The following is a 25,098-nucleotide window of genomic DNA, read 5'->3' as shown; positions in this document are numbered from 1 at the left end:
TTGGGAAGGTGGACGAGATCGAGCTCGGCATCGCTGAGGACACAGACACCATCACCGAGGCGACCCGCGCCTGGGACGCAGAGAAGGGTCGCCTGTTCGGAATCGCCTACCGCATCCTCGGCGATGCCGGCCATGCTGAAGACGTGGTCTCAGAAGTCGGCATTGCCGCAGTCGTCCACGAACGCAAGACCGACGAGGCCATCACTTCCTGGCCGGCCTGGCTGACAACGGTGAGCGTCCGACGTGCGATCGACCGCTCCCGGCACCTCGCAAGCATCAAGGAGGACTATCCCGGTCCCTGGCTGCCTGAGCCGGTCGCGACCGATCAGCTGCCTGAGGACGCGGTCGCGAACCGGGAGCTGCTGTCACTGACGCTTCTCCATCTTGCCGAGCAGCTGAGCCCAGAGGCTCGAGCGGCCTTCGTCCTGACTCGGGCATTCGATATGAGCACCGAGGAGGTCGCCCGGATTCTCGAGAAGAAGCCGGCCGCTGTGCGCCAGATGGTCTCACGGGCGGCACGCCGTCTCGACGTTGACCAGCCGGTGACTCGTGCAGCGGACAGGACGGTGCTGACTCGCCTCATCGATGCCATCCACAGTGGGGATCTGTCCACCGCACTTTCGCTGCTGCTGGCCGAGGACGCTGTGTTCTGGGCCGATGGAGGAGGAAAGGTCTCCTCCGCGCTCAATCCGATCTTCGGAGCCGTTCGGATCACCCGGTTCTTCGGCTCCGTCATCACACCCGGTGACCCGAACGGTCTGGACTTCAAGGGGATCGTCGACGTCAACGGCGGAGTGGTCGTCGCTGTGGTTCGTGCCGGTCACGACCATGTCCTTGAGGCGCAGGTCGATGCCGCCGACCGCATCTGCAGCCTGCGCCTGGTGAGCAATCCGGACAAACTGGCTCGGATCTGAACTCGCAGGAAAACTTCTCACTCCTCACCGGGTTGAGGCCGATCAAGACGCGAGCGAGATGCTGCCACCACCGCGAGAATATCGGCGACATGAGTCGGGAGCAGGACTACCGGTGGGTGACCTTGCGTTTGAGGCTGCGGGAGAGCAGGCCCGCCTCGTCGACGAGAAGTTTGCCGACGGTCTCGTGATGGTCAGCGATGCGCATGGTCGGACCCGAGATGCCAACGGCTGCAACGACTCTGCCGTCAACGCCGTACACGGGAGCGGCCAGGGCATCGAGTCCCTCTTCGAATTCCTCGTGCACGATCGCATACCCACGTTCGCGCACCTCGGCGAGGTTGTCCATGAGGTCCTTCCGGGACCCCAGCGTGTACGGAGTGCGCCGTTCCAGACGGCCAGAGGGGACGGGGATGATGTCGAAGGCGTACATGATCTTGCCCAGCGCCGAGCAGTGCGCCGGCACCTCCACGTCGACCCAGTTGGTGGCGCCGAGGACGAAGGTCGAATCGACCTGCGCGACCTGCACGACACCCGTGGAGCTGGGGACAGCGAGGTTGACCGTCTCCCCGGTCTCCTCACTCAGCCGCTGCAGCGTGGGATCGGCCGCGGTGACCAGCGTTTCGACCCGATCGAAGCGCGAAGCGTAGGTCGCGAACAGAGAACCTCCGCGATAGAGCCCCTCGCCGTCACGTTCGACCAGACCGTTGCGCTCGAGGGCGGAGAGCAGGCGTGAGGCCGTCGAGCGAGCCAGCTCCGTCGACTCCACCACCTCGGTGTAGGAGATCGGGTCATCCGACTTCACCACCAGCGACAATATCTCTGCCGCGCGATCGATCGACTGGGTCCCATTGGTCATAGCGCTCAACTCCGTCGGGGAAAGATATGCCGCGGCACCATCGGCACTCCGGCGGCATTCACCCTACATCACACGTGGTTCGCCTCTGTCCGTGTTGTGTCATGTGAGCTACAGTTTCGAAATGAGCAACAGCGAGACGAACTCCGGCTCCGTGCAGTCGGTTGACCGCGCGGTCACGATCCTCGAGGTCATCGCCCGCACCGGGCTCGCCGGCGTCACCGACATCGCCGCCGAACTCGGCGTGCACAAATCGACTGCCTCGCGCATCGTCTCCACGCTCGAGGCCCGCGGCCTCGTCGAACAGGACCAGCATCGCGGCAAGTACCACCTGGGTCTTGGCATCCTCCGTCTCGCCGGGGCCACCACCGCACGTCTCGACATCGTCCAGGAAGCCCGCCCCATCGCCAAGCTCTTAGCCGAACAGACCGGTGAGACGATCAACGTCGCCGTCCTCTCCGACGGCGCGGCCCTCTACCTCGACCAGGTATCGGGCAACGCCTCTGTCCAGAGCCACAACTGGGTCGGCCAGCGCATCCCCCTGCATGCCACTTCGAACGGCAAGGTCCTCCTGTCGGGCCTGAGCGAGGCCGGCATCCGCACCGCGCTCGAACCGAAGCTGCCGACCTATACCCCGCACACGGTGACCTCGATCCCCCGCCTCCTCACTGAGATCGCCGAGGTGGTCGCCGCCGGGCACTCGATCGTCATCGATGAGCTCGAGGTCGGTCTCACGGCCGTGTCTGCACCCATCCGCAACGCCCACGGCGATGTCATCGCCTCGATCTCGACCTCGGGCCCGGGCTTCCGCTTCACCGACGCAAAGGTCGATGCCGCCAAGGGCCTGCTGGTGGCTGCGGCCGCCGACATCTCGTCACGGTTCGGCTGGCGCGAGCGCTGAGCCTTCCACGGTCTCCAGCGCTGACGAACGCTCGCTGAACAAACCCTTGACACACCTCGGCGGGCGGAGGACGATCGAAGCACCCAGTTTCACATAGTGCGTCACGTTGCATAGTACGCAACATGTGCCGTTGAAGGCGAAGATGCCTTCGGAGAGGAGCCTCCCATGGCTTCCATTCCCACCCAGGCCAGTGTCGTTGTCGTCGGTGCAGGCATCGTCGGCAACAGCCTCGTCCACCACCTGGCCGAACTCGGCTGGAGAGACATCGTCCACGTCGACAAAGGCCCGCTGCCCAACCCGGGCGGCTCGACCGGTCACGCCTCGAACTTCATCTTCCCAGTCGACCACTCCCGCGAGATCACGGACCTCACCCTCGACAGCGTGCGCCAGTACAAGGAACTCGGCGTCTTCACACAGTCCGGCGGCTTCGAAGTCGCCCGCACCCAGGAGCGCATGCAGGAACTGAGACGCAGGATGGCCTCGGCGAAGGCCTGGGGCATCGAATCCCACCTGGTCACCCCCGAAGAAGTCGTCGAGAAAGTCCCCTTCCTCGACCCCAGTGTCATCGTCGGTGCGTTCTGGACACCGACTGTCGGCGTCGTCGACTCCGTGGGAGCGGGCACGATCATGCGCGAATCCGCACAGAACAAGGGCGCGCTCACGGTGTCACCGAACACCGAGGTGACCGGCATCGACGTCGAGAACGGGGCGATCGCACGCGTCCACACGACCAAGGGGCCGATCGAGACGGATACGATCCTCATCGCCTGCGGAGTCTGGAGTCCGCGCATCGCGGCCATGGCCGGTGCCGCGATCCCGCTGACTCCGGCGGTGCACCAGATGATCAGCGTCGGCCCGGTTCCCCAATTGGCCGAGCAGACCGGTGAAATCTCCTTCCCGATCGTGCGCGACATGGACACCTTCTGCTACGAACGCCAGCACGGCTCGGACATGGAGATCGGCTCCTACGCTCACCGGGCGATTCTTCACGAACCCGACGAGATCCCATCGATCGAGGCCGCGAAGCTCTCCCCCACGGAGATGCCCTTCACCGACGACGATTTCGACCCGCAGCTCGAACAGGCCCTCGAACTCATGCCCGATGTCCTGTCCAACCCCGACGTCGAGATTCGCTACGCGATCAACGGCCTCCTGTCCCTGACTCCCGACGGCGCTCCCATCCTCGGCGAATCACCCGAGGTCCAGGGCCTGTGGTCGGCGGCAGCGGTGTGGGTCAAGGAAGGCCCGGGCGTGGGACGAGCCGTGGCCGAGTGGATGACGAACGGATGTCCGGAGGTCGACGTCCAGGGCGCCGACATCGCCCGCTTCCACCCACACCAACGCACGCGCGAACACGTGCGGGCCCGCACCTCGGAAGCCTTCATCAAGACCTACGGCATCGTCCACCCGGGCGAGCAGTGGAACTCCGACCGCAATGTCCGCCTCTCCCCCATGCACGCACGCGAGAAGGAACTCGGCGCCGTATTCTTCGAAGTCGCCGGCTGGGAGCGTCCCCAGTGGTACGAATCGAATGCGCCGCTGCTCGAGGAATTCGGCGAGCGCGTCATGGACCGCACAGCCGAATGGGACTCCCGCTGGTGGTCACCGATCATCAATGCCGAACACCTCGCACTGCGCGAGCGCGCCGGACTCGTCGACCTCTCAAGCTTCGTCATCTTCGACGTCTTCGGACCTGCGGCCCTCGATGCCGTCCAGTCCATCGTGCTGGCCCAGATGGACGTGAGCATCGGTCGAGTCGTCTACACTCCGGTCCTCGACGAGACCGGCGGGTTCCGCTCGGACCTGACCATCATGCGACTGGCCCACGACCGATTCCGGGTCGTCACGGGCGCTGCCCACGGCATGGTCGACGTGAAATGGTTCGCCGATCGGCTCCCGGAGACGGGCACCCAGATCACCGAGCTCACCTCCTCGTGGACGACGATCGGCCTCTGGGGACCACGAGCACGCGACATCCTCTCCCAGGTCACGAACGCAGACGTCTCCCACGAAGGCTTCAAGTTCGGCACAGCCCGGACCATCGAAGTCGGTTCGCTGCAGGTCCTGGCCTCCCGCATCTCCTACGTCGGCGATCTGGGTTGGGAGCTCTACATCCCCATGGAATCCGGACTCAGACTCTGGGACGTCCTCACCGAGGCCGGGACAGAACACGGCCTCGTGCCGGTGGGACTCGGCGTCTACGGCACGACCGGTCGCATCGAGAAGGGCTATCGCGCCTTCGGTGCCGAACTCGACTCCGAGCGCAGTGTCATCGAGGTCGGCATGGCCCGGCCGAAGGTGAAGTCGCAGAACTTCGTCGGCCGCGACGCCCACCTGCGCCACCGCGAGGCGGACCCGAAGGCGATCCTGTGCTCGCTCACGGTCGACGATCACAGGAGCGCCAACGGCGAGAAGCGCTACATGCTCGGTGGGGAACCCATCCGATCACAAGACGGGCAGCCGCTCATCGACGGGCACGGGCACCACGCCTTCGTCACCTCGGCGGGGTCAGCCCCGAGCCTCGGCAAACATGTGCTCATGGCCTTCCTTCCTCCCGCCGAGGCGGTCCTGGGCAACCAGCTCACCGTCGTCTACATGGAGGAGGCCTACCCGGTGACGGTAGCCTCGATCGACGCCACCCCTCTGTTCGATCCCAGCAACGAGAGCATCAGGAGGTAGACGATGGACATCCTCGTCTGCATCAAACGCATCCCCGACATCTCTGGCCAGATCACGCTCGACGCCTCAGGCACGGACATCGACGACTCCGGCCTGGGCCACACCACCTCGGCGCATGAGGAATGCGCGGTGGAGCTGGCCATCCAGACGGCCGCAGCCACCGGCGGCAAGGTCACGGTACTGACCTTGGGCCCCGCCGAGGCGGTCGAACAGCTGCGCGCGGCCGTGGGCGTGGGCGCCAACGACGGAATCCTCATCGAAACCGAGGATCCGGGTGCGTTCGGGCCCGAGGACATCGCCCAGGTCATCGGCGACGTCATCCGCGACCGCGCCGAAGGGGGCCAGAGTTTCGATCTTGTGCTGCTGGGCAATGATGCCGCCGACACCGGCGACTTCCAGGTTCCCATCCGCCTGGCCTACGACCTCGAATACCCGGTGCTGACGGGGATCCAGACGCTGAGCGCGACCAGCGGCTCTGGCGGACCGGGAGCGATCGAAGCCCACGGGATCGGGCCGGCCGGAACGGAGATCTTCTCGCTCGAGCTGCCGGCCGTCATCGCAGTCCAAGAGGGCGGCGTCGACCCGCGCTATCCCTCGATCACCGGACGGATGAAGGCGAAGAAGGCTCGCATCGCCGAATATGCGGCACCCGAACCGGGTGCCGGAAATCCGCGCATCGGCCTCGAGCTGCCACCGGACACAGCGAATGAAGTCACCATCCTCGGCGAGGGCCCGGAAGCAGCTGGGGCCCTGGTCGACGTTCTGGAAGAGATCGGAGTGATCAGGTCATGACTCTCGTATTCGTCGAAACCGATGAGAGCGGTCAGGTGGCGCTGACCTCCGCCGAGGCGCTCACCTTCGCCCGCACGAACGCCTCAGCCCTCCTCCAACAACTACCCGACGGCGCCCCTGATACCTCGCGCGAGGTGGCTGCGCCGCCGTCGGGTAGTACGGAGGCTGTCGTGGTGGGGCCGCTGAGCGAGGAGGCCGTCGGAGAGTTAAGCCGCCTCGGCGTGAGTCGGATCCACCACCTCGAGTCTGCTGATCTCGAGGCGTATTCGGCCACAGCTTGGGCGCAGGCCCTGGTCGACATCGCGCCGGAGACCGGGGCGGTTCTGGCCTCGGGAACGCCGCGGGGCATGGAGCTCATGACCCATGTGGCTGTGAGAACCGGGGAGAGGATGGCGGCCAATGTCGTGGCCGCCGATGAGGAGGGACTGCTGCGGCAGGTGCTCGGCGGGGCCGCGTTCGAACGTCTTCAGCTCGGCGGTGACCTGCAGGTTCTCACCCTGGCCGGTCACGCCTGCAATCCCGAAGAGACAACACCGACGACACCGGAGATCCTCACCCACTCCCCCGAATCGGCGGCCGAGGATCTGCGCACCCGCGTTGTTCGCACCGAGGTCGAGACCGACGCTGACAATGACACCTCGGGCCTGACCCAGGCCCGCGCCGTCGTCGGTGCTGGTCGCGGGGTCGGCTCGGAGAACGGATTCGGCGAGGTCCTCGAGCTCGTCGACCACCTCGGCGGGGCACTGGGTGTCTCTCGTGTGGTCACGGGTCTGGGCTGGCGACCGCATTCAGAGCAGGTCGGTCAGACCGGCAGTCGGATCACACCCGATGTCTACATTGCCTGTGGGATCTCAGGCGCAATCCAGCACATGGCCGGCATCGAGGGTGCGAAGACGCTCATCGCGATCAACACCGATGAGGAGTCGACGATGGTCCAGCGTGCCGACTACGCGATCATCGGAGACCTCCACGAGGTCATCGGCGCGGTCAACGAGGAGATCAGGAACCGGCGCGGCTGACCTCAGCCCCTGAGCTCGTTCACAGTCCCAATTCGGCGATCACCGCGTCGGTGTCGGCGCCGATGACCGGCGCCTGCCGAGGTTGGCCTGCACCGGCCATGCCGTCTGAAGTTGCCGCGCCATCTGCACTGGCCGCACCAGTTGAGGTGGGGGCAGCTGCCGGGCCGAACCTCGGTGCCGGTCTGGGCTGCTCGATTCCGGCCTCATCGGTGTAGAAGAGTCCGCGGTGCTGGTTATGAGGATCGGTCTTCGCCTCGGCCATGGTGCGGACCGGTTCGACGCAGGCATCGCGACCGGTGAAGAGCTCTTCGAGTTCGGCCAAGGTGTGTGAGGCGAGCGCCTCGGCGAAGACTGGCCGCATGAGGGGCCAGTGCTTCGGCTGCCAATGGTTGATCTCGCTCAGCGGTTCGGGCAGGCGGTCCTCGATGTCGAGAGTGCGCACGAATTCGGCGAAGAAGGCCGGTTCGATGCAGGCAACGGACACGTACCTGTCATCGGCGGTGGGATAGACATCGTAGAACGGTGCTCCGGAATCCAGGAGGTTGCGCCCGCGTGCGTCGTGACGCCACATGCCGATCTCGGAGAAGCCGTGCATCATCGAATACAGGAGATTCGCGCCGTCGATCATGGCCGTGTCGACGACGGTGCCGATGCCGGTGGTGCGGGCACTGGTGAGTGCGCCGAGAACGCCGACGACGAGGAGCATGCCGCCCCCACCGAAATCGCCGATGAGGTTTGCGGGGAACTGCGGCGGCCCATCGGCGCGACCGAGCTGGTTGAGCAGTCCGGACGAAGCGATGTAGCCCAGGTCGTGGCCTGCCTTCTGCGACTTCGGCCCGTCCTGTCCGTAGCCGGTGATGCGGCCGTAGACGAGGGCAGGATTGAACGCGTGGAGATCGTCAGGGCCCAGGCCCAAGCGTTCCGCTGCGCCTGGGCGGAAGCCTTCGATGACGATGTCGGACTTCGCAGCCAGGGACCGGGCGAGGTCGATGCCGGCTTCGGACTTGAAGTCTGCGGTCATCGACCTCTTGCCACGGTCGAGAACAGGGTTCATGGGCTGGCCGGCTGTCTTCGGCGGATCAAGGCGAATCACCTCGGCGCCCATATCTGCCAACATCATTGAGGCGAAGGGGCCGGGGCCGATTCCGCCGAGGTCGAGAACACGCACGCCTTTGAGCACTGCCATGATTTCCTTTCGTTGATCAAACCTGCTTCACTATAGAACGATCGATCAGGACCGAAGAAACAGCAGGGCCGCACCCGACGATAAGAGATCCCGGTGATCAGGACCGTCTGGTCACCCTGGTAACGTCCCATAGTCGGAGGTGGAGAGCCTCCGACGCAGATGAGTCGAAAGGTTGTCCGTGAAGACATTCGAGTATTCCCCAGAGGTACGCTGGTCCGATCAGGACATGCTCGGCCACGTGAACAACGCGCGCATGATCACCCTCATCGAGGAAGGCCGCATCAGGTGGCTCCACGAGGCCAAGGCTGGGAGTTTGACCGGCGGTGGCATGCTCGTCGCCAACCAGTCGATCGACTACCTGCTCCCCGTCATGTACGGCCCCGAACTCACAATGACGGTGACCATCAAGAGGATCGGCAACTCCTCCTTCACCGTCCACACCCGCGGTGACCAGAGCGGCCAGAAGGTGTTCAACTCCGACGTCGTCCTCGTCCACATCGACCGGGAGACCGGCAAGCCCTCGCCGATCCCCGAGGGCATCCGCAGCATCCTCGGAGAATACCTCGCCGAAACCGACTGATTACTCAGTGGACCATCGGCGCGCAGATGCAGGCTCGGTTGCCGTCGGGATCCTCGAGAACCCAATAGGACGGAGCAGCTGTGTCGCTGACGAGGTGGCCGCCCGCAGCGAGAGCTGCAGCAATCCGCTCTTCGGCCTCGTCATGGCTCACCCAGACATCGAGATGCCAACTCTGCGGGACGGCTGACTCCGGCAGAGGGAACTGGCTATCGTCTCGTGGCTTCTGCCACCACAGCAGCGTATTCATCTGACCAGTTGGATCGACGAGATCACCACCCGCATGCACTCCCGCAGGTTCACCGCCGAGGAGTGCCGCGTAGAAATCAGACACTCGATCACTTGAATTCGTGTCGAGAGCGAATTCGGCCTGCATCAGGCTTGCGGTGTCAGCAGTCAGACCCGCTTCAGCGGCGATCGTGCTGATCTTTCGAGCGAGAGTGATATCCCGGTCGGTCACGCCGCCGACCTCGTGACTGCCCACAGTCACGGTGACACCGGTCTTCGTGAGAGTGATGTCGGGGGCATGGCTCGACAGTTCTGCTGCCTTCCCGATCGCGTTGACGAAGGCAAGACCTCGGCCGAATTCGTCGGTTCTGAACCTGGACCTGATCGGCCCTGCCAACTGCCGCCAGTCCTCGACGTCAGCGTCGAAGATCTGCGAACTGGTGAGAACGCCATCGTGTCCCACAACTCGCTCCTCCCGTGATGCGTGATTGCGTTTGGTCGCAGGAGTCACGTTATCGGAGGAATGGTGCCTCTGCGGGAAGATGGCCGTTCTGTTCATGCCCGATCGGACCTCGTGCCCATAGCCTGGGAACATGAAACTCGACGCGATCTCAATCATCACCGCAGACATGTCCGCAGCAGTGCAGTTCTACTCCTCGCTCGGCCTCGACTTAGTCGACGGCGGCGCGGATGCTCCGCACACGGAGTTCTCCTCGGGCAGCCTCCGCCTGCTCCTCGACACCGAGGCGGTCATGCTCAGCATCGATCCCGAATGGACCTGGCCGACCGGTGGCCACACGATGTCCCTGGCCTTCGACTGCACCACCGCCGAGGCGGTTGATGCGACATTTACCCAGCTCACTGTCGGTGGTGCCGGTTCAGATTCCGTGGCGGGAGTCGTCCACGAACCGTGGGATGCGTTCTGGGGTCAGCGGTACGCCGTGATCTCCGATCCCGACGACAACTATGTCGACCTCTTCGCAGCGCTGGACTCATCGGCCCAGCAGTGACTTCTCGTCTCTCCACAGATGGGCCGCATCGGCGTAGCCGGCTGCCGTTGCGGCCGCTGTGCGGGTGGAACCTGCGTCGATGAGTGCCCGCGCGGCCTGCCAGCGCAGGACCTTCGACAGGTGTTTGGGTCCGTAGCCGAACCATGCAGCGGACAGCCTCCGCAGCTGCCTGGGTGAGTATGCGAACTGTGCGGCCACCTCGGCGATGTCCGGCGCCGGTGATTCCTCACGCACACCGAGCAGACCCGCCAACTCAAGCGGCGTCGAATCGATGTCGGCCCGAGCCGTCAGCATCTCGGCGATGTTCACCAGCTGCCTCTGCCCGACACCAGGTCCGAGTTCGGGGACGGTCGTGCGACTGCCTGCAGTCACCACAGCATCGAGAGGGGTCACCCTGTCGGCGAGCTCGGCCGCCGAGGTGGCCAGCAGCTGCGGGAGAACTCCGGGGTCGAAGCGCAGCCCCACGACCGGCTGGGCCGCACCACTCGTCGACGCAGAACGGAAGGTTCGTGCGGTGGAGTCTGCTCCGGCGACGACGACGCGGGAATCGATGACGATGAGATCCATGCAGCCGTCGGGCACGATGAGGGAAGGCTCGGACGGGACGCTCACAGCTACCTCGGCGAGGGCCGATGGCGGGTGGGCATCGGGGGTCGACGTCCACAGCGAAGCGCGGAGCGTGGGGATGCGCATCTCCGTGTACATAGGATGCTCGGCCTTCTTCAGTTTCGAGCGGTATTCTAAGAACTCATCGGCCCGTCCCAGGCCGACGCCGTCTGTTCTCAGACTAGCCGGTACGAGACTCCCCCAGGAAGGAACAATGGCAGCTGCATCCCCTTCGCCGACATCAGCACGTCGGCAGGCACGGCATGTCACTGTCTTCCTCGACGTCGACGGAGTGCTCAACTCGTACCCGGTGCCCAAACTGCGCATCATGACCGAGGGGCGCAAGAAGATGCAGGCCTGGCACTACGAACTGCACTACAAGCCTGCGGTGCTCGCGTTCTTCGACCGTCTCGTCGAAACCCACGATGTCGACGTCGTGTGGCTCTCCACCTGGTCTCAGCGGTGCAAAACGGAGCTGGAGCCGAAGTTCGGTCTGCGCAACTCCTTCGAGGTCATTGAGATGCCCGATGAGTCCCACAACCGCTACGCCAACGATCCGCACTTGTGGTGGAAGGCCCGCGCGATGGAAGACTGGCTCGCGGAGCATGAACACGGTCGCGCCGTCTGGATCGATGACGACCTCGCAGCACCGGCCACTCACGACTACTTCGTCGAACACTATCCGGCGAACCGGCTCAAGCTCATTGCTCCTGAATTCGCGCAGGGCCTGACGAAGGCGCATCTGAAGGAGATCAAGGAATTCGCCTACCCGAAAGAGGATTCATGACGCGTATCGGTCTGCTCGATTCCGGACTCGGTCTGCTCGGCACCGCCGATGCACTGTTCCACCTGGCTCCGCACGCGGATCTGATCCTGGCCATGGACCCGGACTTCACCCCCTACGGCAGCCTCAGCCCCGAAGCCCTTGAAGCCAGGGCCCTGAACTCGGCAGCAGTGATCGCCGAGTGGGAGCCAGATGCGATCGTCATCGCCTGCAACACCGCCTCCGTCCAAGCCCTCGAGGCCGTCCGCGCCCGCTACGAACCCGACATTCCCGTCATCGGCACCGTGCCGGCTGTGAAGATGGCCGCCGGAACCGGGCAGGACTTCGCCATCTGGGCGACCCCGGCCACGACGGGCAGCGCCTATCAGCAGAACCTCATCGACACCTTCGCCGCCGAGGTGACCGTCTCCAAGGTGGCATGCCCGGGCCTCGCCGAGGCGATCAATGAGGCTGACATCGCCACGATCGATGCAGCGATCGATGCAGCCCTGAACCAGATGGATCCCGGCATGGAGACCATCGTGCTCGGGTGCACCCACTACGGCCTGGTCGCCGACCGGATCATGGCCGCCCGGGCCGGTGCGATCACACTCTTCGACTCCCCCATTCCGGTGGCGAAGCAGACCCTGCGCCGGATCGGAGTCGAGGCCCACGGCGTCAGCCCGAATCAGCCCGACACCGGCGAGGTCATCGCCACCTATGCCTCCGGTCGACTCGTGCGCCTGCCCCAGTCACTTGATGCCTATCCCGCCGGAAAACGACTGTTGGCGCGAGAGCGAATCGCGGCAGCAACGTCCTGATGGTCCGCGACTCTTTGAACCATGGCCGGGAGTCGGCTCGGCATTGTCGCCGCGCCGGGTCTTTTTTGCGGCAACGGGGTTAATCTGAAAGGACAGGCAATCGTCTGAGGAGGCGGTTCGATGTTCTTCTTAATTCTCATCTTCGGTCTGATCGCGCTCGGTGCCATCGGCCTCGGAAACAGCCTGAAGATCGTCAAACAGTACGAGCGCGGTGTCGTGTTCCGCCTGGGTCGAGTCACCGAGGAAGCCAAGCGGCCCGGGATGACGGCCATCATCCCATTCGTGGACAAGCTGGAAAAGGTCAACCTGCAGATCATCACCATGCCGATCCCGGCTCAGGAAGGCATCACCCGTGACAATGTCACCGTCCGGGTCGATGCGGTCATCTACTTCAAGGTCGTCGATCCCAGGCGTGCCATCGTCGATGTCGAGAACTACCAGCTCGCCGTCGGACAGGTGGCGCAGACGTCTCTGCGCTCGATCATCGGCCAGAGCGAACTCGATGATCTGCTCACGAACCGGGAACGGCTCAATCAGGGTCTGGCCATCATGATCGACAGCCCAGCCGTCGACTGGGGTGTCCACATCGACCGGGTCGAGATCAAGGACGTGGCCCTGCCGGAGTCGATGAAGCGATCGATGTCACGCCAGGCAGAGGCCGAACGTGAGCGTCGTTCACGCGTGATCATCGCCGACGGTGAGTTCCAGGCCTCGAACAAGCTCGCTCAAGCCGCAAGTGCGATGGCGGATACGCCCGCAGCTCTGCAGCTGCGTCTGCTCCAGACGATCGTCGAAGTCGCCTCCGAGAAGAATTCGACTCTGGTTCTGCCCTTCCCGGTCGAGCTTCTGCGTTTCCTCGAGGGGAACACACCGAAGGCGGCTACGGCCTCAGCCGAGGACGTCCCCGCGGGGATGTCGAGCAGCGAGAGCACCTCCTCGGTGGCGAACGCCTCGTTGAGCGCCACCTTCGGGGCCAAGGACGCCAAGGACACAGAACATTCGTTGGACGATCTCAGCGGGATGGTCCGTGCCCTCTCCGATTCGATGAGGCTGAACGAGACGATGCACCTGCCCGCAGCGATCAAACTGCCGCGCTCAGCGAGCTTCCATACCAAGTGACTACGCTTGAGACATGGACCTGAAGCGCACCGGCAGAACAGTCATCGTCAACGGCGTCATCGCCTTTCTCGTGGGTGTCCTCATGATGGTGTGGCCCGGCACCAGCGCCGAGGTGGTTGTCCAGATCTTCGCTGTCTGGCTGGCCGTCATCGCCGTCTCCTCCTTCGTCCTCGCCCCGAAGGGCGAACGCTCGGGGAGCTTGGTTGCCCGCTCAGTCCTGCTGGTCCTCCTCGGCGCGCTCATCTTCCTCTCACCCATGTTCTTCGCGTCCTTCGTCGCCATCGTGACCGGGTTCGCCATCATCTTCTTCAGCTTCCTCGCCGTCACCGTCTCCCTGTTCATTCGCCGGATCGGTGTGCGGATGTGGTGGTTGCTGACAATCATCGGAATCGTCGGCATCATCCTCGGCGGCTTCTTCCTCTTCGCCCCAGAGTCCGGGGTCACCGCACTGATCTTCACGCTCGCGATCTTCATCGTCATCGTCGGCATCGCCTTGGTCTCCCTCGGCTGGCGTCTGCGCAAGACCGCTGAGGCCATTCGCCAGGATCCACACCGCAGGCCACCTGAGGATGGTGGCGGCGAGATCATCAGCGGCGAGATCATCGAATAGGTTTCGACCACCTCGGCGAGTTCAGCCACTCGTCCCGGTTTCGGTCGAATTCGACTCGAACTCTGGATCTATGGCACGGCTCCGTGCTAGCTTACTCAGCATGGGAACATTCAATCGCAGCGCAACGACAGCGCTGAGCTTCTACATTCGTGATCGCCGCGCCTGACAGCGCGCTCGATTCACCTCCTGTGATCCACTGACCTCATCGAAGTCTCGGCACCACCGGTCCATTGATGGACTGGTCGCCGCCGAACCGATCGAGCAGGATCTGTAGCAGCGCGTTGTCGACCCGGACAGTCATCAGCATCCGGGGCGAAGCCGCAATTCTCTGACACATGTCTTTGCGCATTGCGCTGCCTTGGGTGCTCCCTTCTTCACTTCCGGAGCGCGCCCATGCGACCTCATTCATCATTCGGCGGCCGACACGAACTCGGCCAGAACTTCCTGCATTCACCCTCAGCCCTCAACACGATCGCGAACCTCACTCGCGCCACCACCGGTTCCATTCTGGAGATCGGGCCCGGCACCGGTGCAGTGACTGCTCAGCTGTATCCGCTGGGCAGACCGCTCACGCTCGTGGAACTCGACGAAACGAGGATCAGTCACCTTGAACACTCATTCCCGCGCGCCCAGGTCAGACACGCAGATGTCCTGAGGTCCAGGCTCGATCAGCCCGTGATCGTCGGCAGCCTGCCCTTCCACCTGACCACACCCATTCTGCGCAGACTCCTGCGCGCCAGCAGATGGCAGAACGCCATTCTGCTCACCCAATGGGAAGTGGCCCGCAAACGCGCCGGTGTCGGCGGATCGACCATGATGACCGCCCAATGGGCACCGTGGTTCGACTTCCGGCTCATCGAACGCGTACCTGCCCACGCCTTCACACCGAAGCCCAGCGTCGACGGCGGCATCCTCACCATCGATCGCCTGACAAACAGCCTCGTGCCAGACCGGCACAGGTCGGACTACCAACAATTCGTCCGCACGGCCTTCACCGGACGCGGACGTGGGATGAAAGGAATCCTCACGACAATGAACCTCACTGACCGCACCACGCTGCAATCGACCATGGACCGCAACGACGTCAGAGGAGACACCTTGCCACGAGATCTCAAACCCGAACAGTGGGTCGGACTGTATTCGGCCCTCGGCACGACCGAGACAAGCACCGTGAAGAACCCATCGGCTGCACAGAAGCAGAGCAGAAAATCACAGAAGAAGGGAAACACCATGCGAAACGACAAAGGACACAAGAACCCCAGCGTCGCGGCCGGAACGGGAGAGATCCCCGTGATTGCCGAGAAGCCGGTGATCACAGGCGAGATTCCCATCGTCGGCGCCGACCAGGCGGCAAAGAAGCTCGAGGCCCAGATTCCGGGAGTCGACCCTGAGGCCAAGACGAAGAGCCACGACAAGGGACACCTGCAGGCCGAGCGCGGTTTCATGCCGCAGCACGGCAAGCCGTCCCAGCCTCAGCCGCGGTGGAATCTGCCACGGCGCCAAGGCTGACGGCTGAGGACTGACAGCTGACGGCCACACCACACGCGGGCACGAGCCAATCGTGCCCGCGTGTCCATCATCACAACCAGAATTCCGCTCGGCAGACATACTCACTGAGCTCGGATCAGATGGCGGCTGTATACCATCTGACCAGGAACTTCACGTAAACACACGATAAACTACGGCTATTGTGCATCTCCTGTTCGCCGGAGGAGCTGAGTGTGTTCATCTTCCATTCATCCACCCCTTAACCTTGCGGACATCCAGAGTGCGAATCATGGGAGACAGCTGGAAATACATCTCATGATCTTCGCTAGGAGACGCGCATGACCCAGGCTCTGGCACCAGAGACCTTCACACCGACGCAGACCGTCGGCCGCAGCAATGATCGTCGCTGGCACCTGGCCTTCGGCCTGCTGCTCGCGATCACTCTCATCGCCTTCACCTTGTGGTCATTCGGCTATGTCAGCCAGGGCGCACCGCGCATGGTGCTAATCACGACGGTCATCTTCGGTGCGTTCATGGCCTTCAACATCGGAGGCAACGATGTGGCGAACGCCTTCGGCACCTCGGTTGGTGCAGGCACCCTGACGATGAAGCAGGCGCTCCTTGTTGCGGCTGTCTTCGAGGTCAGCGGTGCGCTGCTGGCCGGCGGCGATGTCACTGACACCATCAAGAGCGGAATCGTCGACCTCGGCGCCGTCTCCCTCGACCCGATGGAGTTCGTCTACATCATGATGGCTGCCCTCCTCGGTGCGGCAGTGTGGCTGCTGATCGCCACTCGCATGGGCTGGCCGGTCTCGACCACGCACTCGATCATCGGCGGCATCATCGGCGCCTCCCTGACCATCGGCTTCGTCACCGGCACCGGAGGCTTCGCCATGGTGCAGTGGTCAGAAGTCGGCATGATCGCGATCTCCTGGGTCCTCTCCCCCGCGCTCGGCGCACTCGTCGCCTTCCTCATCTACGGGGCGATCAAGAAGTACGTCCTCGGCGATGCCCTGTCAAAGACCCTGAAACCCCACATGCTGGCTCCCACCGGCGAGAGCAGCCACGCTGCGGACCCCGGAATGGACCTTGAACGCGATCCCGATACCACGGCTTCGGACGATCAGTCGGTCGGTTCGCACTCCACACTTCAACGTTGGGTTCCGCTCATCGCCGCAGGCGGTGCCGTCATCCTCACCGCAATGCTCCTGTTCAAGGGCCTGAAGAATCTCGATGTTGCAGTCGGCGCCGTCGGAGGCACCCTCGTCATGGCGATGATCGGCCTCGCCGTGTGGATGGCCGTCTTCGTCTTCGCCAAGACCCTGCGCAAGCAGACTGTTCCCCGTGCGACCTACGTCCTCTTCTCCTGGATGCAGGTGTTCACCGCCTCGGCGTTCGCCTTCAGCCATGGCTCCAACGACATTGCGAACGCGATCGGGCCTTTCGCCGCAGTCCTCGACGTACTCAAGACCGGCAACATCAGCTCCGAGGCGACCGTCCCCTTCGCTGCCATGCTCACCTGCGGGATCGCCCTCGTCGCCGGCCTCTGGTTCATCGGCCGCAAGGTCATCGCCACGGTCGGGACCAAACTCACGGAGATCCACCCTGCATCCGGCTTCGCCGCCGAGCTCGCTGCCGCGACCGTCGTGATGGCGGCTTCAGTCAGCGGCCTGCCCGTCTCTTCCACCCACATCCTCATCGGTGCGATCATCGGCGTAGGTCTGGTCAACCGATCGGCGAACTGGAAGCTGATGAAGCCGATCGCCATGGCCTGGGTCATCACCCTGCCGGCCGCCGCGAGCATCGGTGCCATCAGCGTCCTCAGTCTGCGCACGTTCTTCGGCTGACCCTCCGATAGTCGCCTCGGCGGCCTACACAGCGGGCCGCCGAGGCGACTTCCTCATTCACCGACACCGGTGGGGATATCGACACCGACGGTTCCGCTTCTGACATCCATGTCAGCCTCTGCCGCTAGAATCATTAACACGTTCACGAGTCGTGGCCATCGGTACCTGGCCGGCCACGCGGCAACCCGTCATCGACCGGGTGCCCCAGGGATAGAACGGGTCAGCGCCACATGGTGTTGGCAAGATTCGATCCGGGCGCATGGTGCCCGAGAAACGAGTGTCACTGTGTCTCACGAGGCAACCGAGCGCTGGCCGGGATTCTCCGAAACAGAAGCCCTCGAATGGAGCCGTGTAATCCTCCACCATTCTCCTGGCCCCCTGCCAGCCAGCATCAAGGCTCAGATGTCGGCGGCGATCAGGAGAGGAACTCCGGTCGCGGCACCTGGTTGGGCTCGGACGGCCGAACAGGCACGCGACTGTGGATTCACACCGATCCTCTACCACTCACTATTCGCAGTGCTCCATGTGATCGATCCGAGTTCCTTCAGGTCACATCCGCTCCATCGCCAGGTCACCCACCGCAACCAGGTTCCGGGCGTCCCGTTCGAAGCCGAGCTCTGGCAAGAGTGGCCACGGCTGGTGCTCAAAGATGGTCTCTCACCGGGGACAGCGGCCGAACTGGTGCTCCTGTTCGCGACATCAACCTGATGCCTTCAGATACACCGCCGAGGCGACCGGACGATCCACGTCTATGCGTTTCACGTCGCTCTGTCCTGCTCCGGGCTGCTTCGATGCGAGAGGTTCGCTGAACACCGAAATCGAGACAGCTCCGCCGCCTTCTCTCTCGGTGACGTCGAGGCGTGCACCCGGTCGCACCCCCACCTCGGCGAGGTGGGAAAGGACTGAGGGGTCCGCGTCCGAGACCCGGATGACCGTGTAGGACCCGGGACCAGCCTCAGCGAGGAGGAGCGAGGACTCATGGGACTCGATCTTCCCGTCGGGGCCGGGGATCGGGTCCCCGTGAGGATCGGCCTGGGGACGGCCGAGGAACGCGTCGATGCGATCGACAAGCCGGTCCGAGGCCGCATGTTCGAGGATCTCCGCCTCATCGTGGACCTCGTCCCAGCCATAGCCCAAGGATTCGACGAGGAACGTTTCGAGCAGGCGATGCCTACGCACCATCGATAGCGCTATCGTCTCCCCCTTCGAGGTCAGCACCGGAGGGCGATAGGGCACGCGGACGATGAGCCCGAGTTCGTCGAGACGTTTGAGCACCTCGGTGACGTTGGCCTTCGTGGTGCCGAACCGGTTCGCCAACTCGGTGGCAGTCATCGGTGTCCCGCCCCATTCCTGGGCCGACCAGATCGCCTTGAGATAGTCCTGGCTGACCTCGGACACTTCGCCTGCACGCATGCGCCCAGCGTAGCCGATGGGATCATCATCGGTCCTCGTCTACAGTCGAGGGCGAGACCTGAGCAGACCCAGCGGAGCAGACGACGATGACCATGCACCTCGGCCGCACCATCACCACCGGTGTGATCACCGCTGTCCTCTTCATCGGCATCTTCGCTGCGATGAATGCCGGACAGCCGTTGAGATCTGACGACACTGCCGACCCGTCGAATGCGCCCGGTCTGGGGTTCGGTCTTCTTGGACTGTTCTCGGTGATCTCTGTCGTGGTCTCGTTCGGGCGCCGGTCCTCGATGTACGAGCGGCAGCGACGTGAAGGGGCGGGACCGACATTCCTCATCGTGCTCAACGAGTATTCCTTGGGCGGAATCCTGATGATGGGACTGATCCAGGCCGCCTGCCTGTCCCTGACGATGCTGATCTGTCGCGGTTTCGCCGTCGACACCGGTGCCCCGGGCACGTTATGGGCAGAATTCTTCTCCACCCCACTGCCCTTTCTCGCGGTCTTCGCAGCAGCCTGGGCGAGTACGAACATCGGGCTCGCATACCTATCTGTGGCGATGCTCGTGCGCACAATCGTTGTTCTCTCGATTCTCGCGCTCTTCCTCTTCATCGGTCTCGGCGCCGCGGTCATGATGGCGTTCGGAAGGCTCGAGTTCGCAGACCCCGTCGCAGGCTTCCTCGCCTCCGGTCTCGCTCTGCTGGTCACGATTCCACTGCTCATCGGTGCACGGAAGCTGGCACTGGCCAAAGCTCCGGCCCGAGTCTGACCTCAGCCCGGGTTCAGTCTGTTCCGCCCCGACACGAGGGGTCGCGGATCTGGAACAACTTTCGCCTGCGGGAGAAGGTGCAGCCTGGAAGAATCACAGCATGAGGATGAGGACGCATAAGTTGAGCACGACTCTGGTCTATGCAGTGGCTCTCGCACTATTCATGGTGGTCATCTTCGCCCTTGCGAACGCCGGCATCGACCCCCGTGCCAGCCGCATCGGGGATTTCGACCCCAAAGGCGCCGCGACGGCGTGCTTCGGCCTGCTTGGCCTCTATCACTCGATTGCGATCGTCTTCTTCGACGAGGATGACTCTTCGAAGCCAGCCGCTGCGGCCGCCGATTCCCACCTTCCCAAGGCACCCGATTCGTACACCGGTTTCATCCGACAGCCCTGGTACAAGGTGCTGTCGGTGGGACCCATCTTCGCGGTCTTCTGCACAGCCTCGGTGTTCATCTGGCATTCGTTCGCCGAATTCCCGGGACGTCCGGGAACGGTGTGGGGCGACTACGCTACATCGCCAGTTCCCGCCCTGACCCTCTTCCTCCTGTGCTGGGCCAGCACCAATATCGGGTTCATGTTCGCCTCCATCGCCGAGGCGTTCAACCGGGATCGGTTCGGTCTCTTCATCACGGCGATGGTCATCATGTTCATCGTCGCCCTCGGCATCACTGTCGGTTTCATATTCCTCCCAGAGCAGTCGACCGGCGCGGCGCTGACGATGGCCGCACTCGCTGTGCCCTTGACCCTGATCACCGTCATCGGCGCCCGCGCCTGGGCCATCGCCCGAGTGGATCGCTACGATGCGAACCACCCCCGACTGAGTGCTCGGGAGCGACGGCGTTCGGAGCAGTTCGGTCCCGATCATCAACGCCGGCCCGCTCCAGGTCCGCCGCCGTTCGACATGCTCCGAGATGGGGAGCAGCTGCTCATGCACTTCAAGAGCGAGCGGACCCCGGAACCGCAGATGCTCATCGCCACGAATCAGAGGTTCGTCCGTGCCTCGATCCTCGGATCCGATCGGACCTTCATTCTCGAACAGGCCAGTCCCGGGCAGCTCCTCGGCGCCAGTTCTGAGCGAGTGGGCCACGATCTGATGACGACTGCGCACTTCCGCGACCGCCAGGACATGCGCGTCGTCGGTGGAGATCCCGAACAGTCCCGGGCCTTCGCCGAGGCGGTCAGTCGTCTCGCACGAACCGGACAACTCCGCGGCTGAGCTCCGACCTGGTCCACGGCTGAGAGCCAGACCGTCACGGTCCCTCCTCGCAGCCTCTGCCGGGCCACGCGAGCTACCTGAACGTAACGAACTTGCCCTGAAAATAGGGGGCGGAGTCCCTGGCAAAACACCGAGAGTCTACGATAGATCGGTGCCCTTTTGGGCGAGTCCAGAGTTTCCGACCGGAGGTTATGCGTGCAGGATCCCAACGGAGAGAAGATGAAACGGCCCATCGTCGAACGTGAGCGCTTCGGCGGTACCGACAGATCTGCCCGAGACGTCGACCCCGAGAAGCGCCCTCCGATCTCCAGCACGGAGATGAGCCGCGGTCCCGCCGAGCTCACGGACGAGCGGGGATCCCGGGTCAACTGGAAGGTCTTCATCATCTCCTCGGCGGTGATCCTCGGCTTCTCGATCTGGGCGATGCTCATGCCCGACTTCGCGCAGTCGACGATGAAGTCGATCGTCGACTGGATCGCGACGAACCTCGGCTGGTACTACGTCCTCACGGTCACCGTCGTCATCACCTTCGTCCTCTGGGTCGCCCTGTCCAAAGAAGGTTCGGTGCGTCTGGGCCCGGACCATTCCCGGCCGCAGTACAACCTCTTCACCTGGGTCGCGATGCTCTTCGCCGCGGGTGTGGGCATCGACATGCTCTTCTATTCGGTGACTGGGCCGATCACCCAGTTCCTGCAGCCGGTCAACGCCGATCCCGAGTCGGCGGCCGCCGCGCAGGACGCCGTGGTGTGGACGATGTTCCACTACGGCATCGCCGGCTGGTCGATGTACTCGCTGCTGGGCATGGCCATGGGCTACTTCGCCTACCGCTGGGGCATGCCCCTGTCGATCCGCGCAGTCCTCTACCCCTTGCTGGGCAAACGGGTGCGCGGAGCCACCGGTGACGTCATCGACATCTTCGCGCTCGTCGGCACCGTCTTCGGCGTAGCCACCTCGATGGGCATCGGCGTCGTCCTGCTCAACGTCGGCTTCTCCGAACTCTTCGGTCTGCAGCAGGGCCTCGCACTCCAGATCGCCCTCGTCATCGTTGCGGTCATCATGACGATCGCGGCCTGCACCTCCGGTGTGGACAAGGGCATCCGCTTGGTCTCTGAGCTCAACCTCTGGTCCTGTGCCGCGATGATGCTCTACATCCTCGTCACCGGCAAGACGGCCTTCCTACTCAATGCATTGGTCGAGAACATCGGCCGCTTCATCTTCACTCTGCCAGAGCGCACCCTGTCCACGTTCGCCTATGTCGATGACGGCTCTGCCTGGATGGGCGCCTGGACGCTGTTCTTCTGGGCATTCTGGCTGGCCTGGGGTCCCTTCGTCGGATTGTTCCTGGCCCGCATCTCCCGTGGACGCACACTGCGCGAGTTCGTCATCGCTGCGATCACCGCGCCCGTGATCTGCGACTTCATCATCGTCTCGATCTTCGGCAACTCCGCCCTCTCAGAGGTCTTCAGCGGCAACAGGGACTTCGCTCAGCAGGCCATCGACTCACCCGAACAGGGCTGGTATGCCCTCCTCGACATGTTCCCGGGCTCGACGTTCCTCATCGGCCTGGCCACGCTCTCCGGTCTGCTCTTCTACCTCACGAGTGCGAACTCGGGTGCGATGGTGATGTCGAACTTCAGCTCCACCATCCCCAACCCTGAGGAAGACGGAGCGAAATGGCTGCGGATCTTCTGGGCCGTCGTCACCGCTGTGCTGACCATCGCCATGCTCGTCGCGGGAGGGGTGACGACGATGGAGTACGCGACCCTGATCTTCGCCCTGCCGGTGACGGTCATCGCCTACCTCGTCATGGCCTCCTTCTCAAAGGTGCTGCGCATGGAGCGAGCAGAGAGGGAGGGCCGGACCCGCAAGCGTCGGACCACGGCCGTCCACGGTGGCCGCACCCCGGAGAAGACGTGGCGTCAGCGCCTGGCCACTCTGCGCTCCTACCCATCGAAGAAGTCCGTGGACAGGTTCGTCAACGAGGTGGTCGAACCGGCTCTGGAAGCTGTGGCCGCCGAGTTCCGCGAACTCGAATACACTGTCGAGCTGACTCAGGAGATCGGCCCGGAATCGGGGATCACGGAGTTCACGCTCATCGTCGACATGGACGAACAGCGCAACTTCCACTACCAGGTCGCCGCTGTCGAACACAATGTTCCCTCATTCGGTGCACGCAATGCCCCGCGCGGCGATGACGTGTACTACCGGATCGAGGTCTTCACCCAGACCGGTTCCGAGGGCTATGACCTCATGGGTCTGAGTGGGCAGCAGATCATCGACGACGTCCTCGATCGGTACGAGAACCACCTGTCGTTCCTCGCCTATTCGCATGAGCACTCGTACCAGTCGGTCGTCACGCCTCCGAGTCCCCCGGCCACGGATTCGATTCCGGCGGTGCCCACCTCGGCCGAGGAAGTCGAACAGGTCGAGGAAGTCGAATCGGAACCTGCCGGCAAAGGCCGCTGATGCACCAGACCGTGCAGGCCCGCTGAACCAGCCAGCTGGAGAACCGAGCCGAACGTGAACCGAGGCTGTCCCCGACACCGGGGGCAGCCTCGGCGCATTCATCGGGGTGTTGCACGATCGCGTCCTTGGCACCATAGTCGAGTCAGGGATGTCGTGGGCTCGGCGAGACCCACACGGATGCGAGAACCGGGAGGTGGTTCGCCGTGGACATGAACGCGGTGCTGTCATTCTTGTCAGCCGAGGACTATACGATCGCCCGCGAGGTCCTCCAGCGCGGATTCGGTCTCCTCTTCTTCATCGCCTTCCTCAGCGCCTGGAACCAGTTCCCCGCCCTGCTGGGCGACCATGGGCTGACTCCAGCACCACGGTTCATCGCGGCCACCACCTCCGCTCAGGCACCGAGCCTGTTCCGGTGGAAGCGCTTCACCTACACCGACCGGCGGCTGCGCATCGTGTGCGGCATCGGCATGATCGCGGCGGTGACCGTCGTCGTCGGCCTCCCCCAGGCCGGGCCCGCGTGGACGACGATCCCGGTGTTCGGACTCATGTGGTGGCTCTACTTCTCCATCTCGAGCATCGGGCAGCGCTTCTACGGCTTCGGCTGGGAATCGCTCCTGCTCGAGGCCGGATTCCTCGTCGGATTCCTCGGCTCTCACGAGGTGGCTCCCTCGCTGCTGATGATCTTCTTCCTCCGCTGGTTCGTCGTCCGCGTCGAGTTCGGGGCGGGCATGATCAAGATGCGCGGGGACAGCTCCTGGCGGAATCTGACCGCCATGGACTATCACCATCAGACCCAGCCGATGCCGGGCCCCTTCAGTCGCCGAGCCCATCTGATGCCCGGATGGTGGCATCGCGGTGAGACTCTTGGCAGTCACGTCGTCCAACTCATCGCACCGTGGCTGCTGTTTCTGCCCCAACCCATCGCATCCTTCGCCGCCGTCGCCATCATCATCACACAGCTCGCACTCGTCACCACCGGCAACTATGCCTGGCTGAATTGGGCGACGATCCTGCTTGCCTTCGCCGGGATCAGCGACTCGTTCCTAGCCTGGATCGTCGGTGGGCCCTGGCCCGGGTGGGGCTGGCCGATCGGGTCCCTCGCCGAGGTGGCGGGATGGTCGACGTCGAACGCTGAGTTCGGGTCGGCCGGGTCGGCCGAAGTCCAACCGCTGTGGTGGGCGATCCTCATTGCGGCCTTCGTCGTGTGGCAATGCGTGCTCAACGTCCCCGCCCTGCGCAACCTCTTCTCGCCACGTCAGAAGATGAATGCCAGCTTCAATCGGTGGGGTTTGGGCAACGCCTATGGCGCCTTCGGGTCGATGACTGAGACCCGTGACGAGATCATCATCGAAGGCACCCTGGATGCCGATGCGACGATGGACTCGGGAGACTGGCGGCCCTATGTGTTCAAGGGCAAACCCGGGGACGTGCATCGTCGTTCCCCGATCGTTGCGCCCTATCACCTGCGCCTGGACTGGCTGATGTGGTTCGCGGCCCTCGGTGACTACCGGCAGTCCTGGTTCTATGCGCTGCTCGAACGCATCGGTGACGGGGACGCGCAGATCCGAACGCAGCTGGGCCCTGACCCCTTCGACGGTCAGGCACCGGCTCTCATCCGGGTCCGGATCTTCACCTACCGCTACGCCACCGGTGAGGAACGACGGCAGGCACGGGAGGACGGACAGCCTCGGCCGTGGTGGGTGAGGTCGAATCCTCGCACCATGGTCGAGCCCACGGACCTGCGGGAGGGATGAACGGCTCTGCAGAACCGGACGCCCCCGCTGAGCTAAGCGCCTCCACGGCCCGATTTGCGCAATTGC

23 protein-coding genes, 1 pseudogene and 1 riboswitch are annotated in these 25,098 nt (G+C 63.8%); of the genes and pseudogenes, 18 read left to right on the top strand and 6 right to left on the bottom strand.

All coding sequences use genetic code 11. From position 1 onward, the window contains the following. Positions 1–8: 8 nt before the first annotated feature. The gene (locus tag JFC13_RS12675; protein WP_332839407.1) at positions 9–914 is read left to right on the top strand and encodes a sigma-70 family RNA polymerase sigma factor; all 906 of its coding nucleotides are present in this window, start codon (positions 9–11) and stop codon (positions 912–914) included. A gap of 106 nt (positions 915–1,020) precedes the next feature. Here the strand turns inward: JFC13_RS12675 and JFC13_RS12670 are convergent, their stop codons facing one another. After that, positions 1,021–1,770, bottom strand: a complete 750-nt coding sequence (locus JFC13_RS12670) for an IclR family transcriptional regulator (protein WP_198397449.1) — start codon at positions 1,768–1,770, stop codon at positions 1,021–1,023. A gap of 121 nt (positions 1,771–1,891) precedes the next feature. Between JFC13_RS12670 and JFC13_RS12665 the strand changes: the two genes are divergently transcribed. From JFC13_RS12665 to JFC13_RS12650, 4 genes are all read left to right on the top strand, one after another. Beyond that, positions 1,892–2,668, top strand: coding sequence for an IclR family transcriptional regulator (locus JFC13_RS12665; RefSeq protein ID WP_198397448.1), 777 nt, complete (start codon positions 1,892–1,894; stop codon positions 2,666–2,668). 165 nt (positions 2,669–2,833) lie between these two features. Beyond that, positions 2,834–5,347: a GcvT family protein gene (locus JFC13_RS12660; RefSeq protein ID WP_198397447.1), complete on the top strand. Its 2,514-nt coding sequence runs from the start codon at positions 2,834–2,836 to the stop codon at positions 5,345–5,347. Between the two features lie 3 nt (positions 5,348–5,350). Further along, positions 5,351–6,139, top strand: a complete 789-nt coding sequence (locus tag JFC13_RS12655; protein WP_198397446.1) for an electron transfer flavoprotein subunit beta/FixA family protein — start codon at positions 5,351–5,353, stop codon at positions 6,137–6,139. Further along, positions 6,136–7,158 (top strand): electron transfer flavoprotein subunit alpha/FixB family protein, encoded by a 1,023-nt coding sequence (locus JFC13_RS12650; RefSeq protein ID WP_198397445.1) that lies wholly within the window; start codon positions 6,136–6,138, stop codon positions 7,156–7,158. Before JFC13_RS12655 ends, JFC13_RS12650 begins: the two co-directional genes overlap by 4 nt. 19 nt (positions 7,159–7,177) lie before the next feature. On the opposite strand, the gene JFC13_RS12645 is transcribed toward JFC13_RS12650, so the two are convergent. Then, positions 7,178–8,344, bottom strand: a complete 1,167-nt coding sequence (locus JFC13_RS12645; RefSeq protein WP_198397444.1) for a CaiB/BaiF CoA transferase family protein — start codon at positions 8,342–8,344, stop codon at positions 7,178–7,180. Between the two features lie 178 nt (positions 8,345–8,522). Between JFC13_RS12645 and JFC13_RS12640 the strand changes: the two genes are divergently transcribed. Further along, complete coding sequence (locus JFC13_RS12640; RefSeq protein WP_198397443.1) at positions 8,523–8,924, top strand: acyl-CoA thioesterase; 402 nt, start codon at positions 8,523–8,525, stop codon at positions 8,922–8,924. 4 nt (positions 8,925–8,928) lie between these two features. Here JFC13_RS12640 and JFC13_RS12635 read toward each other — a convergent pair whose 3' ends face one another. Then, positions 8,929–9,708 carry a 4a-hydroxytetrahydrobiopterin dehydratase gene (locus tag JFC13_RS12635; RefSeq protein ID WP_198397442.1) on the bottom strand — a complete coding sequence of 260 codons (780 nt, stop codon included), beginning with the start codon at positions 9,706–9,708 and terminating at the stop codon, positions 8,929–8,931. 34 nt (positions 9,709–9,742) lie between these two features. On the opposite strand from JFC13_RS12635, the gene JFC13_RS12630 reads away from it, so the two are divergent. Next, a complete protein-coding gene (locus JFC13_RS12630) occupies positions 9,743–10,159 on the top strand; it encodes a VOC family protein (RefSeq protein ID WP_198397441.1) in 417 nt (138 codons plus the stop codon). On the opposite strand, the gene JFC13_RS12625 is transcribed toward JFC13_RS12630, so the two are convergent. Next, positions 10,142–10,864, bottom strand: a complete 723-nt coding sequence (locus tag JFC13_RS12625) for a helix-turn-helix domain-containing protein (RefSeq protein WP_198397440.1) — start codon at positions 10,862–10,864, stop codon at positions 10,142–10,144. The genes JFC13_RS12630 and JFC13_RS12625 overlap by 18 nt on opposite strands. Before the next feature lie 115 nt (positions 10,865–10,979). On the opposite strand from JFC13_RS12625, the gene JFC13_RS12620 reads away from it, so the two are divergent. From JFC13_RS12620 to JFC13_RS12605, 4 genes are all read left to right on the top strand, one after another. Continuing rightward, a complete protein-coding gene (locus JFC13_RS12620; RefSeq protein WP_198397439.1) occupies positions 10,980–11,552 on the top strand; it encodes an HAD domain-containing protein in 573 nt (190 codons plus the stop codon). Continuing rightward, positions 11,549–12,349, top strand: coding sequence for a glutamate racemase (locus JFC13_RS12615; RefSeq protein ID WP_198397438.1), 801 nt, complete (start codon positions 11,549–11,551; stop codon positions 12,347–12,349). The genes JFC13_RS12620 and JFC13_RS12615 overlap by 4 nt, the downstream gene beginning before the upstream one ends. A 120-nt stretch (positions 12,350–12,469) precedes the next feature. Further along, complete coding sequence (locus tag JFC13_RS12610; RefSeq protein WP_198397437.1) at positions 12,470–13,468, top strand: slipin family protein; 999 nt, start codon at positions 12,470–12,472, stop codon at positions 13,466–13,468. A 13-nt stretch (positions 13,469–13,481) separates the two neighbouring features. Then, positions 13,482–14,078, top strand: coding sequence for an HdeD family acid-resistance protein (locus tag JFC13_RS12605; RefSeq protein ID WP_198397436.1), 597 nt, complete (start codon positions 13,482–13,484; stop codon positions 14,076–14,078). A gap of 202 nt (positions 14,079–14,280) precedes the next feature. Here the strand turns inward: JFC13_RS12605 and JFC13_RS19380 are convergent, their stop codons facing one another. Continuing rightward, positions 14,281–14,427: a hypothetical protein gene (locus JFC13_RS19380; protein WP_193078630.1), complete on the bottom strand. Its 147-nt coding sequence runs from the start codon at positions 14,425–14,427 to the stop codon at positions 14,281–14,283. A gap of 44 nt (positions 14,428–14,471) precedes the next feature. Between JFC13_RS19380 and erm the strand changes: the two are divergent. The 3 genes and pseudogenes from erm to JFC13_RS12590 form a co-directional block, all read left to right on the top strand. After that, a pseudogene (gene erm / locus JFC13_RS12600) lies at positions 14,472–15,230 on the top strand (23S ribosomal RNA methyltransferase Erm); the annotation flags it as partial. A gap of 674 nt (positions 15,231–15,904) precedes the next feature. Further along, on the top strand, positions 15,905–17,413 hold the full coding sequence (locus tag JFC13_RS12595; RefSeq protein WP_198397434.1) for an inorganic phosphate transporter: 1,509 nt from the start codon (positions 15,905–15,907) through the stop codon (positions 17,411–17,413). 140 nt (positions 17,414–17,553) lie between these two features. Next, a riboswitch (SAM riboswitch) is annotated at positions 17,554–17,665 on the top strand. Between the two features lie 33 nt (positions 17,666–17,698). After that, a complete protein-coding gene (locus JFC13_RS12590) occupies positions 17,699–18,121 on the top strand; it encodes a hypothetical protein (RefSeq protein WP_198397433.1) in 423 nt (140 codons plus the stop codon). Here the strand turns inward: JFC13_RS12590 and JFC13_RS12585 are convergent. Beyond that, positions 18,113–18,826 carry a metal-dependent transcriptional regulator gene (locus tag JFC13_RS12585; protein WP_198397432.1) on the bottom strand — a complete coding sequence of 238 codons (714 nt, stop codon included), beginning with the start codon at positions 18,824–18,826 and terminating at the stop codon, positions 18,113–18,115. The two genes, JFC13_RS12590 and JFC13_RS12585, sit on opposite strands and share 9 nt — an antisense overlap. Before the next feature lie 86 nt (positions 18,827–18,912). Between JFC13_RS12585 and JFC13_RS12580 the strand changes: the two genes are divergently transcribed. From JFC13_RS12580 to JFC13_RS12565, 4 genes are all read left to right on the top strand, one after another. Continuing rightward, a complete protein-coding gene (locus JFC13_RS12580; RefSeq protein ID WP_198397431.1) occupies positions 18,913–19,593 on the top strand; it encodes a hypothetical protein in 681 nt (226 codons plus the stop codon). Positions 19,594–19,714: 121 nt separating this feature from the next. After that, positions 19,715–20,812 carry a hypothetical protein gene (locus tag JFC13_RS12575; protein WP_198397430.1) on the top strand — a complete coding sequence of 366 codons (1,098 nt, stop codon included), beginning with the start codon at positions 19,715–19,717 and terminating at the stop codon, positions 20,810–20,812. Positions 20,813–21,031: 219 nt separating this feature from the next. After that, complete coding sequence (gene betT, locus JFC13_RS12570; RefSeq protein ID WP_198397429.1) at positions 21,032–23,278, top strand: choline BCCT transporter BetT; 2,247 nt, start codon at positions 21,032–21,034, stop codon at positions 23,276–23,278. A gap of 209 nt (positions 23,279–23,487) precedes the next feature. Beyond that, complete coding sequence (locus JFC13_RS12565; protein ID WP_198397631.1) at positions 23,488–25,032, top strand: lipase maturation factor family protein; 1,545 nt, start codon at positions 23,488–23,490, stop codon at positions 25,030–25,032. Positions 25,033–25,098: the final 66 nt, after the last annotated feature.

The sequence above is a fragment of the Brevibacterium antiquum genome (assembly GCF_016107655.1).
Classification (GTDB): domain Bacteria; phylum Actinomycetota; class Actinomycetes; order Actinomycetales; family Brevibacteriaceae; genus Brevibacterium; species Brevibacterium antiquum.
The sequence above is the reverse complement of the archived record's forward strand: the minus strand, read 5'-3'. Positions and strand labels throughout refer to the sequence as shown.

Bases quoted from the DNA above. Each gene is read 5' to 3' on its own strand.
- JFC13_RS12670 (WP_198397449.1), bottom strand. From the start codon at position 1,770: ATGACCAATGGGACCCAGTCGATCGATCGCGCGGCAGAGATATTGTCG.
- JFC13_RS12665 (WP_198397448.1), top strand. From the start codon at position 1,892: ATGAGCAACAGCGAGACGAACTCCGGCTCCGTGCAGTCGGTTGACCGC.
- JFC13_RS12660 (WP_198397447.1), top strand. From the start codon at position 2,834: ATGGCTTCCATTCCCACCCAGGCCAGTGTCGTTGTCGTCGGTGCAGGC.
- JFC13_RS12655 (WP_198397446.1), top strand. From the start codon at position 5,351: ATGGACATCCTCGTCTGCATCAAACGCATCCCCGACATCTCTGGCCAG.
- JFC13_RS12650 (WP_198397445.1), top strand. From the start codon at position 6,136: ATGACTCTCGTATTCGTCGAAACCGATGAGAGCGGTCAGGTGGCGCTG.
- JFC13_RS12645 (WP_198397444.1), bottom strand. From the start codon at position 8,344: ATGGCAGTGCTCAAAGGCGTGCGTGTTCTCGACCTCGGCGGAATCGGC.
- JFC13_RS12635 (WP_198397442.1), bottom strand. From the start codon at position 9,708: ATGAACAGAACGGCCATCTTCCCGCAGAGGCACCATTCCTCCGATAAC.
- JFC13_RS12630 (WP_198397441.1), top strand. From the start codon at position 9,743: ATGAAACTCGACGCGATCTCAATCATCACCGCAGACATGTCCGCAGCA.
- JFC13_RS12625 (WP_198397440.1), bottom strand. From the start codon at position 10,864: ATGTACACGGAGATGCGCATCCCCACGCTCCGCGCTTCGCTGTGGACG.
- JFC13_RS12620 (WP_198397439.1), top strand. From the start codon at position 10,980: ATGGCAGCTGCATCCCCTTCGCCGACATCAGCACGTCGGCAGGCACGG.
- JFC13_RS12615 (WP_198397438.1), top strand. From the start codon at position 11,549: ATGACGCGTATCGGTCTGCTCGATTCCGGACTCGGTCTGCTCGGCACC.
- JFC13_RS12610 (WP_198397437.1), top strand. From the start codon at position 12,470: ATGTTCTTCTTAATTCTCATCTTCGGTCTGATCGCGCTCGGTGCCATC.
- JFC13_RS12605 (WP_198397436.1), top strand. From the start codon at position 13,482: ATGGACCTGAAGCGCACCGGCAGAACAGTCATCGTCAACGGCGTCATC.
- JFC13_RS19380 (WP_193078630.1), bottom strand. From the start codon at position 14,427: ATGCGCAAAGACATGTGTCAGAGAATTGCGGCTTCGCCCCGGATGCTG.
- JFC13_RS12595 (WP_198397434.1), top strand. From the start codon at position 15,905: ATGACCCAGGCTCTGGCACCAGAGACCTTCACACCGACGCAGACCGTC.
- JFC13_RS12585 (WP_198397432.1), bottom strand. From the start codon at position 18,826: ATGCGTGCAGGCGAAGTGTCCGAGGTCAGCCAGGACTATCTCAAGGCG.
- JFC13_RS12580 (WP_198397431.1), top strand. From the start codon at position 18,913: ATGACCATGCACCTCGGCCGCACCATCACCACCGGTGTGATCACCGCT.
- betT (WP_198397429.1), top strand. From the start codon at position 21,032: ATGAAACGGCCCATCGTCGAACGTGAGCGCTTCGGCGGTACCGACAGA.
- JFC13_RS12565 (WP_198397631.1), top strand. From the start codon at position 23,488: ATGAACGCGGTGCTGTCATTCTTGTCAGCCGAGGACTATACGATCGCC.